Here is a 14,038-nt window from a genome sequence, read left to right as displayed (position 1 = left end):
GAGCAGGACGTGTTCGCGTCGCGTCTGCCGCAGTACTTCCCGACGCCGCTGCGGGAGCGCTTCACCCCGGAGATCCGCAGCCATCAGCTGCGCCGCGAGATCGTCACCACCATGCTGATCAACGATCTGGTGGACACCGCCGGCATCAGCTACGCCTTCCGGATCACCGAGGACGTCGGCGTCGGACCGGTCGACGCCGTGCGCACCTACGTCGCCACCGACGCCATCTTCGGCGTGGGGGAGATCTGGCGCCGCATCCGTGCGGCGAATCTGCCTGTCGCCCTGTCCGATCGGATGACGCTGGACACTCGGCGGCTGATCGACCGGTCCGGGCGTTGGCTGCTCAACTACCGCCCGCAACCCCTGGCCGTGGGCGCCGAGATCAACCGGTTCGCCGCCAAAGTCAAGGCGCTGACGCCGCGGATGTCGGAGTGGCTGCGCGGCGACGATAAGGCGATCGTGGAGGCCGAGGCCGCCGAGTTCGCCGCGCAGGGGGCCCCCGAGGACCTGGCCTACACGGTGTCCGCCGGGCTCTACCGCTTCAGCCTGCTCGACATCATCGACATCGCCGACATCAACGACATCGACGCCGCCGAGGTCGCCGACACCTATTTCGCGTTGATGGACCGGCTGGGCACCGACGGTCTGCTCACCGCGGTGTCGCAGCTGCCCCGCAACGACCGCTGGCATTCGTTGGCGCGCTTGGCGATTCGGGACGACATCTACGCCTCGGTGCGGTCGTTGTGCTTCGACGTGCTGGCGGTCGGGGAGCCCGACGAGAGCGGGGAGGAAAAAATCGCCGAGTGGGAACACCTGAGTGCGTCGCGCGTCGAGCGGGCCCGCCGCACGCTCCTCGAGATCCAGGAGTGCGGCGAGAAGGATCTCGCGACTCTGTCGGTCGCGGCGCGGCAGATCCGCCGCATGACCCGTACCAGCGGACGGGGGTCGTCGAGTTGAGCGCCGGCTTCGTCGCCCCGGTGCTGGTGCGCTGGTCGGACATCGACATGTACCAGCACGTCAACCACGCGACCATGGTGACGATCCTGGAGGAGGCGCGGGTCCAGTTCCTGCGCGAGGCGTTCGAGGTCGACATCAGGACCATCGGGTTGTTGATCGCCGACGTGAAGGTCGCCTACAAAGCCCAACTGCGGCTGACGGATTCGCCGCTGCAGGTGACCATGTGGACCAAGCGGTTACGTGCGGTGGACTTCACGCTGGGCTATGAGGTGCGCTCGGTCAACGCCGACCCGGCGTCCAAGCCTGCCGTCATCGCCGAGTCGCAACTGGCCGCCGTCCACATCGAGGAGGAGCGGCTGGTCCGGCTGTCGCCACAGCATCGGGAGTACTTGCAGCGGTGGCTGCGGTAGGCGAGCGCGGACTTTGGCTGGGCGAGCCGCGGGCCGCCCACCGCAGGGACCTGGCCGCGTTCGTCGAGCACGCGCTGCGCCTGGACGACGCCGCGATCGTCCGGCTCCGCGCCCGGTCGCCGGATCTGTTCACCGCTTGGGTGGCAACGGGTTTCGACGTGCTGGCCAGCCGCGTGGTGGCGGGACGGTTGCGCCCGGCGGACATGTCGGTGGGCGCCGACGCGCTGGCGCGCGGCCTGGAGTCGCCGGACGCCGCCGGTTACGTCGACCCGGGGTTCGCGATGGATTCGGCGTGGCGGGGAGCGTTGCCGCCGGACACCGGCTTCGCCCACCTCGAAGACATCCCCGCCCGGGTGATCCTCGACCTGGCGCAGCGGGGGGCGCGAGTCGCCAAGGACCACAGCAGCTCTCACGGCCCACCCGTCTCGCTGCTGGATCAGGAGGTGATCCGGGTGAGCGCGGCCGACACCCAGGTGGGGTTGCCGATGCGCTGCGTGTTCGCGTTGACCGCCATGGGTTTTCTGCCGCAGTCGCCGGATGCCGTGGCCTCCGACGAACGGATTCGGGTCCGCATCCTGCCGACGTGGCTGCGCGTCGACGCCCGGTTCGGGTCGGTGTACCGGCGCCGCGGCGACCCGGCGTTGCTGTTGAGCTGAGCGACGGGCGCCCGGATCAGGCTGAGTTTAATTCGCCGCCGACCGCGTTCACGTGCCGTAGCGCAACCACAACGGAAGCACGGCGTCCAGGTAGTCCATGAACTTCTTGAGGCCGACGCGAAACTGCCCGTAGCCGTATGGGTCTTCGGCGTACTCCGGGAAGGCGATGCCCAAGCCAAACAGCCCCGGCGCGATGATCCCGTTCTTCTTGTTGTAGTCGAGCACCCCCCACTGCGGGGTTCGCGGCAACGTCCGGCGCTCGAACCCGACCGTGTACACGACACGGTCGCACTCGGCCAGCCTGTCGTCGAACGCGGGGTCGCCGACCCACACCCGCTCCAGGCGGTCGGGCAGCACGCCGTCGACGTTCTCCCGGGCCCACTGCGCCGCGCGGCCCTTCAGGCCGGTGTCGTCGAACAAAATCCAATCATCAAGGTAGACCGCGTATTTCAAGGGGCCGCGGTAGAAGTTGATCACCTTGCTCACCGGGTGACGCAGCAGGTGCGGCAACACGATCATCGAGGAGTGCGACGAGCCGAAGACCGCCACCGTGGCGCCCTCGAGCGGCTCGTGCGCGAGCTTATCGGCGTCCAACGCGACCTCGACCGGGATCTCCTTGAGGTGGGGGTAGTCCAGCCTCTTGGGGACCGCGCCGACGGCCAGGACCACGTTCTGCGACAGCACCGTCCGCCCGGCGTCGATGTGCCAGTGCCGGTCGGACAGCGTCAGCGACGTGGCGGTTCCCTCGATCGCGTCGACCCGCTCGCGCAGCCGCGCGGTGACCCACGCCAGCGGCTCGGCGACCAGGGCGAGCGCGCACGTTTCCTGCGGGTCGACCTCGCGTAGCGGCGTCGGCGGCGCGTCGGCGAACTGGAAGGCGTTGGAACCGTTCAGGAAATCCAGGAAGGTCCCGGCGATGGTGTTGCTCGACACCGACCGCCATTTCTGCCCCAGGTCACCGACCGCGAACGCCGGATCGATCCAGGCGATGCGCTGCGGCGCGACCCCGTGATCGAGCAGGCGCCCCACCGCGGCGATGCCCGCGGGGCCCGCCCCGATCACCGTCCACGCGTAATTCGGCATGCACCAGATATAGAGCAGTCGGCCGCGCGGTGCTCGACGGGACTCAGCGCTGCGGGGGCGCCGGCGTCTCGACCAACCACGCCGCGGCGTCCGGCGCCAGGGCGCCGTCGACCAGCGCGGCGCTGGCCAGCAGCACCTCGCCGGGCGGCAGCGGGACCGGTTCCGATCCCGCGTTGAGCGCGCACACCAGCCCGCCGCCGCGGCGCCGGAAGGTCAGCGCGCCGTCGCGCGCCGGCACCCATTCGATTTCCGTGCCGGCGAATTCGCTTCGCGCGCGGCGCAAGCCGAGCGCCTCGCGGAAGAAGCTCAGCGTCGAATCGGGATCGGCGTCTTGCTTCTCGACGGTCAGCGACGCCCACCGGGCCGGCATCGGCAACCAGGTGTCGGGCGACGACGAGAAGCCGAAGGGCGGTTCGTCGCCCGACCACGGAATCGGCACCCGGCACTTGTCGCGGCCGCGCTCGGAATGCCCCGAGCGTTCCCACGTCGGGTCCTGCAACACCTCGTCGGGCAGGTCGAGCACGTCGGGCAGCCCCAGCTCCTCCCCGTTGTAGATGAACACCGCGCCCGGCAGGGCGAGCATCACCAGGGCCATGGCGCGCGCCCGGCGCAGGCCGACCTCCCCGTCGCCGTAGCGGGTCACCTCGCGCCCGACGTCGTGGTTGGACAACGTCCAGGTGGGCGTGGCGTCCGCGAGGGCCGTGGCCGCCAGCGAGTTCTCGATCGCGTCGCGGACCTCGGCGGCGTCGAAGTCGATCTTGGTCAGCCGGAAGTTGAAGCCCAGGTGCAGTTCGTCGGGCCGCAGGTACTCCGCCCAGCGGACGTTGTCGGTCACCCAAACCTCGCCGACCGTGACCGCGTTGGGGTAGTCATTCATGACCCTGCGGATGTCGCGGTGAATGTCGTGCACGCTCGGGTTGTTGAACCGCGGGTCGTCGTCGGTGTGCTGCAACACCTTCGACCCGGTCTCCGGGGCGTCCGGCAGGCCGGGCGGCTTGGCCATCCCGTGGGCGACGTCGATGCGGAACCCGTCCACCCCGCGCTCCAGCCAGAACCGCAACGTCTTCTCGAAGTCGTCGAAGACGTCGGGGTGCTCCCAGTTGAGGTCGGGCTGCTCGGTGTCGAACAGGTGCAGGTACCACTGGCCGGGGTTGCCGTCGGGCTCGACGACGCGCGTCCAGGCCGGGCCGCCGAACACCGAGGTCCAGTTGTTCGGGGGCAACTCGCCGTGGGAGCCGCGGCCGTCGCGGAAAAAGTAGCGCTCGCGGGCGTCGGTGCCCGGGCCGGCGGCCAGCGCCGCGACGAACCAGGGGTGCGCCGAGCTGGTGTGGTTGGGCACCACGTCCATGGTGACCTTGATGCCCCGCTCGTGCGCGGCGGCGATCAACCGCTCCGCGGCGGCCATCCCACCGAACAGCGGGTCGATGTCGCGCGGATCGGCGACGTCGTAACCGTGGTCGGCCATCGGCGACACGGTGACCGGGTTGAGCCAGATCGCGTCGACCCCCAGGCGTTGCAGGTGCCCGAGGTGGGCCGTCACGCCGTCCAGGTCGCCGACGCCGTCACCGTCGCTGTCGGCGAAAGAGCGGGGATACACCTGGTAGAAGACCGCGTTTGACCACCACGGCTCGGGGCTCATGCTGCTCCGTTCAGTTCGGGCTGGGCGTCAGAAGGCGGAGTTGACCATCGAATGGGCGGCCATCTCCAAATAGGCGAGCAGCTCTCGGCGGTGCTCGTCGTCGAGGGTCTGGGCGTCGATCGACGCGACGGCGGTGTGCATGCAGCGCAGCCAGGCGTCGCGCTCCAGCGGCGTGATGCGAAATGGCGCGTGCCGCATCCGCAGCCGGGGATGCCCCCGCCGGTCGGAGTAGGTGCGCGGGCCGCCCCAGTACTGCTCGAGGAACATCCGCAGCCGTTCCTCCGCGCCCGCCATGTCGTCCTCGGGGTAGAGCTCGCGCAGGATCTCGTCCTCGGCGACCAGGGCGTAAAACCGCGACACGATCGCGTGGAACGTGTCGGCGCCGCCGACGGCGTCGTAGAAAGACTGCGTCACCTGATCCATCGCCTCCATTGTGGTGCATCGTCGCGACCGCCGGTCCACACGGCCCGCGCCCACCTCTTGCTGTTCACCGTTTCGACACGGCACGCACCTGCAATAGGGGTGCGATTGGCGGCGAATCGTGGTGGACTGTTCGCGGAGGATCTATGGCGCAGGGCAAGAGACGCCGCAGCCACCGCAGTCCGGGTGCCGCGGCAGGGTTAACCGGGCCCCTAACCGCGCCGCCCCTGCATAGCCTCGATTGCCACCCCCGCGTCGACACCCATCCGCCTACCCGGCACGACGCCGCGTCAATCTGGAGCCGGCGCCGGGTGCTGCTGCTCAACTCGACCTACGAGCCGCTGACCGCGCTGCCGATGCGACGCGCCATCGTGATGGTCATCTGCGGCAAGGCCGACGTGGTGCACGACGACCCGGCCGGCCCGGTCATCCACTCGGCGACCCGGTCGATCGCGATGCCGTCGGTGATCCAGCTGCGCTCCTACGTGCGGGTGCCGTACCGGGCGCGGGTCCCGATGACCCGCGCCGCGCTGATGCACCGCGACCGGTTCTGCTGCGCCTACTGCGGCGCCAAGGCCGACACCGTCGACCACGTGGTGCCGCGCAGCCGCGGCGGCGACCACTCCTGGGAGAACTGCGTCGCCTGCTGCTCGACCTGCAACCACCGCAAGGGCGACAAACTGCTCAGCGACCTGGGCTGGGTGCTGCGCCGGACGCCGTCGCCGCCGACCGGTCAGCACTGGCGGCTGCTGTCCACGGTCAAAGAGCTCGACCCGGCGTGGGCCCGCTACCTCGGCGAGGGCGCGGCGTAGCTGGCCGCCCGCGCCGAATCGCGCGGCGCCTCGTGCCCCGCCGGACCGCCCGGTGGGATACGGTTTCCCTCGTGAGCCTTCTGCAGATCCACCTGTACTTCATCGGGATACCGCTGCTGGTGGTACTCGCGCTGGTGGTGCTGATCTGGTCCCACAAGGGGCCGCACCCCGCGAGCTACCGGCTGCCGGACAAGTGGACCCACGCGCCGATCCTGTGGGCGGCCAGCGACGAGGACGTCGGCGACGCCCATGGCGGACACGCGACGTCGGAATTCTCAGTGGGAGGTGGCGCCAGTGGCACGTGGTGAGCTAGCGACGATCGAGCCCGGCGAGCTGCCCAAGGGCGCGGCGATCACGGCCAGCGGCCGCATCTCTGCCGTCACCGAGCCGGGTGAGCTTTCGGTGCACTACCCGTTCTCGATCAAGGAATTGGTCGCCATCGACGACGCGGTCAAGTACGGGTCGCGGGCGTCGCGGGCCCGGTTCGCCATCTACCTCGGCGATCTGGGCACCGACACCGCCGCCCGGGCACGCGAGATCCTCGCCAAGGTGCCGACGCCGGACAACGCGGTGCTGCTGGCCGTCTCACCCGACCAGAAGGCGATCGAGGTCGTCTACGGCTCGCGCGTTCGCGGCCGCGGCGCCGAGTCGGCCGCACCGCTGGGGGTGGCGGCGGCGGCGTCGTCCTTCGCCCGCGGCGACCTGGTGGATGGGCTGGTCAGCGCCATCCGCGTGCTCAGCGCCGGCATCTCGCCGGCCTAGTCGCCCGGTGAGCCGCCGGGCGCGGATCGGCGCGGTGGCCCTGGCGGCCGCGCTCGCCGGTTGCCTGCCGCTCGCGCCGGCCCGGGCAGAGCCCGGCGCGATGTTCGGTGACCCGGCCAAGGCCGCGCAATACTGGGCCCGGCAGAGCTACGACAACAACTGCGTCCTGATGTCGGTGGCGGGCGTCGTCGGGCAGATCACCGGGCGGATGCCGGGCGAGCAGGAGGTCATCGACGTCGCCCAGCAGCTGCCCAGCGTCGCGCACCAGGGCAAGACGGTGTTCACCGACGTCAACAACGGTGAGCTGGTCAACAGCCTGGACATCGTTGCGCTGCTGGGCCATTACGGTGTCGGCGCCACCACGTCCGAACAGCCCAACGCAGGCGCCGCGCTGGACGCCCTGAAGTCCGCGCTCGGGTCCGGGCACGCCGCGCTGGTACCGGTCAGCAGCCGCGTCATATGGCACGTCGACGAGGCCGACCGCGGTCCCAGCGACCACGAAGTGGTCGTCACCGGCGTCGACGCCGACCACGGCGTCGTGCACCTCAACGACAGCGGCACCGACGACGGGCGCGACGCGCAGCTCCCCGTCGCCACCTTCACCTCGGCCTGGGCGGCCGGCGACTACGAGCTGACGGTGACCCAACAGACGGTGCAGTGAGCGATGGCACCCGGTTCGGGGTTTGCCGGCGCCGAACTGTCTTCGCCGGGAATTCCCGTTGAACTGCCGGGTTGATTCGGCCACCGGAATTCCCCTCCGTGATTTATGTTGCTAAGCGGCTCCCGCGATCGCGGGCAGCCATGACCCGCTTCGGCGCGATCGAGGAAGAGGAATCGACATCAACGGGGTCCTTCCCGGGCTCGCGCCCAGCCGGCGTGCCGCCACGGCCTGGTGTTTCGCGGTGCTCGTCGCGGTCAGTGCGGTGTGCAGCCCGGCCCTCGCGGTGCCGGCCGCCGCCGACGCGACCGGGATGTTCGGTGACCCGGGCAAGGCCGCCGAGTACTGGGCGCCGCAGTCCTACGGCAACAACTGCGTGCTGATGTCCGTGGCCGACGTCGTCGGGCAAGTCACCGGCCAGATGCCCAGCGAGCACGAAGTCATCGCCCTCGCGCAGAACACCCCGAGCGTCGCGGAAAGCGGAAAGACGGTGTACGCCGACGTCGACGGCGACGGCGTCGACACCCGTGACATCTCAGTGTTGTTGGCGCACTACGGAATTCACGCCACCACGTCCGAAGACGCCAAGGGCGAGGCCGCCCTGAACGCGCTGGAGGCGGCGCTGGGCTCGCGGCACGCGGTGATGATCGCGGTCAGCAGCGCCACCATCTGGGAGGGCCACCAGGCCAAGGCCGGCGACCACGAGGTCGTGGTGACTGGCGTGGACGCCGGCAACGGCGTCGCGCACCTCAACGACAGCGGCGCCGACGACGGCCGCGACGAACAGGTTCCCCTCGCCACGTTCATGTCGGCCTGGGGCGGCGGGGATTTCGAGATGACCGTCACCGCCGAGACGGTGCGCTGACACCGACCGCCTCAGTGCGCGCCCGCGTCGAACCGGCGCGCCCGCAACGACCGCTTCACACCCGCCTGGCCCTCCAGCACCAGCCGGCGCAGCGCCGGCGGGACCTTCGGGTCGGACAGGAACTTGTCGGCGGCCGCGACGCCGTCGTCGCTGATGTCGGAGTACGGGTAGAGCCCCACGACCACCGTCTGGGCGACCTCGCTCGACCGCCGCTCCCACACGCCGGAGATGGCGTCGAAATACCGGGCCGTGAACGGCTTGAGCAGTTCGGCCTGGCCGGGCACGGAGAAGCCCCCGATGATCGCGCGGGCTGTGATGTTGGCGAGCGTGTCGTCCTCGACCACCCGCGTCCAGGCGTCCTCCTTGACCCGCGCCTGCGGCCGCGCGGCCGCGGCCTGCGCGCCGTGCCGCTTCCCGGCGGCTGTGGGGTCGCGCTGCACCTCGGCGTCGATGAACGGCGTCTCGGGCCCGTCCGCGTCGACCTCGCCCGCGGTGGCCAGCGCGGTGACGATGCGCCAGCGCAGGTCGGTGTCGATCTCCAGCCCGGGTAGCCCCAACTCGGCCGGGTCGTGGTCGAGCAGGTCCGCCAGCGTCACCACGTGCCGGGTCGACAGCACCGACGAACACAGCGTGTTGACGAACGCCAGCTGGTGATCCGAACCCGGTGGGGCGCTGCGCGCCAGGTCCAGCAGCAGGTCGGCAAACTCCGGCCAGCCGTGTTCGCGCGCCCACTCCGGCTCGGCGTAGGAGCCCAGCGCCGTCTGCGCCTGCAGCAGCAGTCGCTGCGCCACCCCGACTTCGGTCTCGGCGTGCACACCGCCGGACACCAGCGCCACGAAGTCGCGGGCGCGCAGCTCGGCCTCGCGGGTCATCTCCCACGCCGCCGACCACACCAGCGTGCGCGGCAGCGGCTCGGCGATGTCGGCGATCCGGCGCAGCGCCGTCTCCAGCGAGTCGGCGTCCAGCCGCAGCGAGCAGTAGGTCAGGTCGTCGTCGTTGACCAACACCAGCTTGCCCCGCGAAATACCCACCAGCGCAGGGACTTCGGTGACCGGGCCCTCGACGTCGAGCTCCTCACGGTGCACCCGCACCAGCTTGCCGGTGCCGCCCGAGGCGTCCTCGTCATAGATGCCGACCGCCAGCCGGTGCACCCGGGTCTCCCCGGCGCCGGGTGCCGCCCCGCCCTGCGTCACCGCGAACCGGGTGAACCTGCCCTCGGCGTCGGTGTCGAAGTCGGCGCGCAACGTGTTCAGCCCGGTGGTCTTCAGCCATTGCTGGCCCCAATCGGACAGGTCCCGGCCGGACGCGTTCTCCAGGGCGGCGACCAGGTCGCTAAAGGTGGCGTTGCCAAAGGCGTGCGCGCGGAAGTAATCCCGCAGCCCGGCCAGGAAATGCTCGAGCCCGACGTAGGCGACGAGCTGCTTGAGCACCGACGCGCCCTTGGCGTAGGTGATGCCGTCGAAGTTCACCTCCACCGCGTGCAGGTCCGGGATGTCGGCGGCGATCGGGTGCGTCGACGGCAACTGGTCCTGGCGGTAGGCCCACGACTTCTCGACGGTCGCGAATGTCGTCCACGCCGAGGTGTATTCGGTCGATTCTGCCTGGCACAACACCGAGGCGAAGGTGGCGAAGGACTCGTTGAGCCACAGGTCGTCCCACCACGTCATGGTCACGAGGTCGCCGAACCACATGTGCGCCATTTCGTGCAGCACCGTCTCGGCGCGCCGCTCGTAGGAGGCGCGGGTGACCTTGCTCCGGAAGACGTAGTCCTCGAGGAAGGTCACCGCCCCCGCGTTTTCCATTGCCCCGGCGTTGAATTCGGGCACGAACAGTTGGTCGTACTTGCCGAACGCGTACGGCACCCCAAAATTGTTGTGGTAGAAGCCAAAACCCTGCTTGGTCTCGGTGAACAGCCGGTCGGCGTCCATGTGCTCGGCCAGCGACGCCCGGCAATAGATGCCCAGCGGGATCTCGCCGTGCTCGTCGCGGTAGCTGTCGGTCCACCGCGCGTACGGGCCGGCGATCAGGGCGACCAGATAGGTGCTCATCCGGGGGGTGGTGACGAACGTGTGCACCCGGGTCTCGCCGGAGTCGGCGACGGACGCGGGCGCGCCGTTGGAGATAACCTCCCAGTGCTTGGGCGCGGTGACCTGCACGTCGAACGTCGCCTTGAGGTCCGGCTGGTCGAAGCAGGCGAACATGCGCTTGGCGTCGGCCGTTTCGAATTGCGAGTACAGGTAGGTCTCGTCGTCGACGGGGTCGACGAAGCGGTGCAGGCCCTCGCCGGTGTTGGAGTAGAGGCAGTCGGCGTCGACGACGAGGACGTTGCGCTGCTCGAGCCCTGGCAGCGGGATGCCGGTCGCCTCATCATAGCCGGAGACGTCGAGTCGGTGGCCGTTGAGTTCGGCGCTGTGCACCGTCGCCGCGGCGATGTCGACGACCGTGTCGGCGCCGGGCAGCGCGTCGAAGGTCACCGTGGTCGTCGATCGGAACGTCCGGTCGCCCGGCGCCCCGGTCGCGCCGTCGGTGAGATCGAGGACGATGCGGTAGCTGTCCACGGTGAGGACGGCGGCGCGTTCGACGGCTTGGTCGCGGGTGAGGTTAGGAAGAGCCACCCGATCAATTTACGTGTGCTGCTCTACGGGAACAGGAGCGAGCCGCCTACGGTTGTTCCTGGACGGTGCATCACCCGACGAGAGGACTGCGCAATGCCCGACACGGCCCCCGCGAAAAACCACGCCGACTTCTGGTTCGACCCTCTGTGCCCGTGGGCCTGGATCACGTCGCGGTGGATCCTCGAAGTGCAGAAGGTGCGCGACATCGACGTCAACTTCCACGTCATGAGCCTGGCCGTCCTCAACGAAAACCGTGAGGGGCTGCCGGAGAAGTACCGCGAGAACATGAAGCGGGCGTGGGGACCGGTCCGGGTCGCGATCGCCGCCGAGCAGGCCCACGGCGCCGACGTGTTGGAGCCGCTCTACACCGCGATGGGCACCCGGATTCACAACGAGGGCAACAAGGACCTCGAGGAAGTCATCAAGCTGGCGCTGGACGACGCCGGCCTGCCCGCCGAGCTGGCGCAGGCGGCCGACAGCGAGGCCTACGACGACGCGCTGCGCAAGAGCCACCACGCCGGCATGGACCCCGTCGGTGACGACGTCGGCACGCCGACCATCCACGTCAACGGCGTCGCGTTCTTCGGGCCGGTCATCTCGAAGATCCCGCGCGGCGAGGAAGCCGGGAAACTCTGGGACGCCTCGGTGACCTTCGCGTCCTACCCGCACTTCTTCGAGCTCAAGCGGACGCGCACCGAGAAGCCGGAATTCGACTGACGGCACCGCGGTTGCCGGCGCGCATCGCTGTGTAAGGATTGCGGGCATGCGCGTCTACCTCGGCTCTGACCACGCCGGATTCGAGCTCAAGCAGCACATCATCGAGCACCTGAAGAACACCGGCCACGAGCCGATCGATTGCGGCGCCTACAGCTACGACGCCGAGGACGACTACCCGGCGTTCTGCATCGACGCCGCGACGCGCACCGTCGCCGACCCGGACAGCCTGGGCATCGTGCTGGGCGGGTCGGGCAACGGCGAGCAGATCGCCGCGAACAAGGTGCCGGGCGCCCGCTGCGCGCTGGCGTGGAGCGTCGAGACGGCGTCGCTGGCCCGCCAGCACAACAACGCACAGCTGATCGGCATCGGCGGGCGCATGCACACGGTGGCCGACGCGCTCAGCTTCGTCGACGCGTTCCTCACGACGCCGTGGTCGAAAGCCGAACGGCACCAACGGCGTATCGACATCCTCGCCGAGTACGAACGCACCCACCAGGCACCGCCGGTCCCCGGCGCGCCGGCCTGACGCGCCCGTGCCCGAAGGGCATACCCTGCACCGGTTGGCCCGGCTGCACCAGCGCCGCTTCGGCGGGCAGCCCGTCGCGGTGTCCAGCCCGCAGGGCCGGTTCGCCACCGACGCCGCGGTGGTCGACGGCCGCGTCCTGACCCGCACGAGCGTGTGGGGCAAGCACCTGTTCCACCACTACGCCGGCGGCCCGATCGTGCACGTCCACCTCGGCCTGTACGGCGCCTTCACCGAGTGGCGCGTCCCGGCCGACGCCGCGCTGCCCGAGCCGGTCGGGCAGGTGCGGATGCGCATGGTGGGCGCCGGCTACGGCACAGACCTGCGCGGGCCCACCGTGTGCGAGGTGATCGACGAGGGCCAGGTGTCCGACGTGCTGGCCCGGCTGGGTCCCGACCCGCTGCGCAGCGACGCCGATCCGTCCTGGGCGTGGGCGCGGATCAGCAAGTCGCGCAGGCCGATTGGCGCGTTGCTGATGGATCAGACCGTGATGGCTGGCGTCGGCAACGTCTACCGCAGCGAGCTGCTGTTCCGCCACGGGATCGACCCCTATCGGCCGGGCAGGGACGTCGGCGAGCAGGAGTTCACCGCCGCGTGGACGGATCTGGTGGCGTTGATGAAGGTGGGGCTGCGCGGCGGCAAGATCATCGTCGTGCGGCCCGAGCACGATCACGGCGCGCCGTCGTACCGGCAGGGGCGGCCGCGCACCTACGTGTACCGCCGCGCCGGGGACCCCTGCCGGGTCTGCGGGGACACGATCCGCACCGCCGTCCTGGAGGGCCGCAACGTGTTCTGGTGCCCGACGGACCAGAAGTGACCGGCGGTCGCGAACATTGCCAGGAAACTCCCAGCAAGAAACGCTGGCAGTACCCGTTTGGGCCAGGGCGGCCGGCGGGTAACTGCTCCCACTGTGAAAACTCTTCCACGTTTGGCCGCAACGGCTCTCGCAATCGGCGGGCTGGGGCTGGCTGGCTTGGGCGTCGCGACGCAGGCCCAAGCGCAGCCGGGACCGTTCCCGCAGTGGTGCCCGGGTGAGTACTGGGATCCGGGCTGGGGTAACAACTGGGACTGGAACGGCTGCCACGACTGGCGCCGTGAGGGCTACGGCCCGCCGCCCCCTCCGGGCTGGGGCCCGCCGCCTCCGCCGCCGCCGGGTTGGGGTCCGCCGCCGCCTCCCGGATGGCACCCCTGATCCTTCCGCTGAAAACGCGCCCTGCCGATCGTTCGGCAGGGCGCGTTTGACGTCGCGGCTAGATAACGCCCAGCGTCGCGTACACCTCGTTGCTCAGCACCAGGCTGCGCGGGTCCGCGTTGGCCTTGGTGGCGTCGAAGTGGTTCGCGACGTACGCGTAGCCGATGCGGTGCTCCAGGTCGACGAAGCCGAACGAACCGCCCAGCCCGCCGTGGCCGAAGATCCGCGGGTTGGGCCCGTTGACGCACCGCTGGTTGAGCATGTAACCCAGCCCCCAGCCGTGGTCGGCGACCCGCGGCCCCAGGACCAGGTCGGTTTCCAGGCCGCCCTGGCAGACGCGCACCACATCCATGTGCCGGCGGCTCAGCAGCCGCTCCTGGGCGAGCGCGTTGTAGAACGTCGCCAAGCCCAGCGCCGACACCTGGCCGTTGGTCCCAGGGAATTCCAGCTGGCGCCACAACTGCAGGTCGTGCGACCCCAGCTCATCGTCCGGCGCGAATCCCATCGAAATCGCCAGCCCGGCCTTCGGGTGCTCGGTCAGGTTGGCCGGGCGCCGGGGGGCGTTCGCGTCGGTCAACAGGTCGCGCATGTGCGGCTTGTTGACGCGCTCGGCGCAGCGGAGCTGGTCGATGTCGGACAAGCCGATATGGACGTCGGCGCCCAGCGGCTCGGCGATCTCGGTGCGCAGGTACTCGCCGATGGTGCGGCCGGTGACCCGCCGGAACACCT

General features: G+C 70.0%; 15 protein-coding genes and 1 pseudogene. 11 read left to right on the top strand and 5 right to left on the bottom strand.

Features of this window, described 5'->3' with window-relative positions:
• The 3 genes and pseudogenes from A5714_RS18395 to A5714_RS18385 all read left to right on the top strand — a co-directional run.
• A pseudogene (locus A5714_RS18395) lies at positions 1–957 on the top strand (NAD-glutamate dehydrogenase domain-containing protein); the annotation flags it as partial.
• The gene (locus tag A5714_RS18390) at positions 954–1,367 is read left to right on the top strand and encodes a thioesterase family protein (RefSeq protein WP_068287546.1); all 414 of its coding nucleotides are present in this window, start codon (positions 954–956) and stop codon (positions 1,365–1,367) included. The pseudogene A5714_RS18395 and the gene A5714_RS18390, both read left to right, overlap by 4 nt.
• Entirely contained in the window at positions 1,355–2,023 is a 669-nt protein-coding gene (locus A5714_RS18385; RefSeq protein WP_068287541.1) for a hypothetical protein, read from the top strand. Before A5714_RS18390 ends, A5714_RS18385 begins: the two co-directional genes overlap by 13 nt.
• 48 nt (positions 2,024–2,071) lie before the next feature.
• Here the strand turns inward: A5714_RS18385 and A5714_RS18380 are convergent, their stop codons facing one another.
• The 3 genes from A5714_RS18380 to A5714_RS18370 all read right to left on the bottom strand — a co-directional run bounded on the left by A5714_RS18380 (position 2,072) and on the right by A5714_RS18370 (position 5,159).
• Positions 2,072–3,085 (bottom strand): FAD/NAD(P)-binding protein, encoded by a 1,014-nt coding sequence (locus A5714_RS18380; RefSeq protein ID WP_082959840.1) that lies wholly within the window; start codon positions 3,083–3,085, stop codon positions 2,072–2,074.
• A 64-nt stretch (positions 3,086–3,149) separates the two neighbouring features.
• Positions 3,150–4,745, bottom strand: a complete 1,596-nt coding sequence (locus A5714_RS18375) for a glycoside hydrolase family 13 protein (RefSeq protein ID WP_068287530.1) — start codon at positions 4,743–4,745, stop codon at positions 3,150–3,152.
• A 27-nt stretch (positions 4,746–4,772) separates the two neighbouring features.
• The gene (locus A5714_RS18370; protein ID WP_156747378.1) at positions 4,773–5,159 is read right to left on the bottom strand and encodes a globin; all 387 of its coding nucleotides are present in this window, start codon (positions 5,157–5,159) and stop codon (positions 4,773–4,775) included.
• A gap of 152 nt (positions 5,160–5,311) precedes the next feature.
• On the opposite strand from A5714_RS18370, the gene A5714_RS18365 reads away from it, so the two are divergent.
• The 5 genes from A5714_RS18365 (at position 5,312) to A5714_RS18345 (ending at position 8,262) form a co-directional block, all read left to right on the top strand.
• Entirely contained in the window at positions 5,312–5,977 is a 666-nt protein-coding gene (locus tag A5714_RS18365) for an HNH endonuclease (protein WP_068069993.1), read from the top strand.
• An 80-nt stretch (positions 5,978–6,057) separates the two neighbouring features.
• Positions 6,058–6,285, top strand: coding sequence for a hypothetical protein (locus tag A5714_RS18360; RefSeq protein ID WP_068070057.1), 228 nt, complete (start codon positions 6,058–6,060; stop codon positions 6,283–6,285).
• Positions 6,272–6,739 carry a DUF5130 domain-containing protein gene (locus A5714_RS18355; RefSeq protein WP_068069995.1) on the top strand — a complete coding sequence of 156 codons (468 nt, stop codon included), beginning with the start codon at positions 6,272–6,274 and terminating at the stop codon, positions 6,737–6,739. The genes A5714_RS18360 and A5714_RS18355 overlap by 14 nt, the downstream gene beginning before the upstream one ends.
• Positions 6,740–6,746: 7 nt before the next feature.
• Positions 6,747–7,400, top strand: a complete 654-nt coding sequence (locus A5714_RS18350) for a hypothetical protein (RefSeq protein ID WP_068287527.1) — start codon at positions 6,747–6,749, stop codon at positions 7,398–7,400.
• A gap of 241 nt (positions 7,401–7,641) precedes the next feature.
• Complete coding sequence (locus A5714_RS18345) at positions 7,642–8,262, top strand: hypothetical protein (protein WP_068287524.1); 621 nt, start codon at positions 7,642–7,644, stop codon at positions 8,260–8,262.
• Positions 8,263–8,273: 11 nt separating this feature from the next.
• On the opposite strand, the gene pepN is transcribed toward A5714_RS18345, so the two are convergent.
• Positions 8,274–10,877: an aminopeptidase N gene (gene pepN / locus A5714_RS18340; RefSeq protein WP_068287519.1), complete on the bottom strand. Its 2,604-nt coding sequence runs from the start codon at positions 10,875–10,877 to the stop codon at positions 8,274–8,276.
• 93 nt (positions 10,878–10,970) lie between these two features.
• Between pepN and A5714_RS18335 the strand changes: the two genes are divergently transcribed.
• Genes A5714_RS18335 through A5714_RS18325 form a run of 3 tightly spaced genes read left to right on the top strand, consistent with a single transcriptional unit; the run spans position 10,971 to position 12,934 of the window.
• Positions 10,971–11,594 carry a DsbA family protein gene (locus A5714_RS18335; protein ID WP_068070003.1) on the top strand — a complete coding sequence of 208 codons (624 nt, stop codon included), beginning with the start codon at positions 10,971–10,973 and terminating at the stop codon, positions 11,592–11,594.
• 46 nt (positions 11,595–11,640) lie between these two features.
• A complete protein-coding gene (locus tag A5714_RS18330; RefSeq protein ID WP_068070005.1) occupies positions 11,641–12,120 on the top strand; it encodes a ribose-5-phosphate isomerase in 480 nt (159 codons plus the stop codon).
• Between the two features lie 7 nt (positions 12,121–12,127).
• A complete protein-coding gene (locus A5714_RS18325) occupies positions 12,128–12,934 on the top strand; it encodes an Fpg/Nei family DNA glycosylase (protein WP_068287511.1) in 807 nt (268 codons plus the stop codon).
• A gap of 433 nt (positions 12,935–13,367) precedes the next feature.
• Here A5714_RS18325 and A5714_RS18320 read toward each other — a convergent pair.
• A partial coding sequence (locus A5714_RS18320; protein WP_156747377.1) for a serine hydrolase occupies positions 13,368–14,038 on the bottom strand: 671 nt, incomplete at its 5' end.

Origin of the sequence: Mycobacterium sp. E2462 (assembly GCF_001672685.1) — a bacterium.
In the GTDB taxonomy this organism is placed as follows: Bacteria; Actinomycetota; Actinomycetes; order Mycobacteriales; family Mycobacteriaceae; genus Mycobacterium.
Note: the sequence above shows the minus strand (reverse complement) of the source record. Positions and strands in the feature narration are given on the sequence as shown.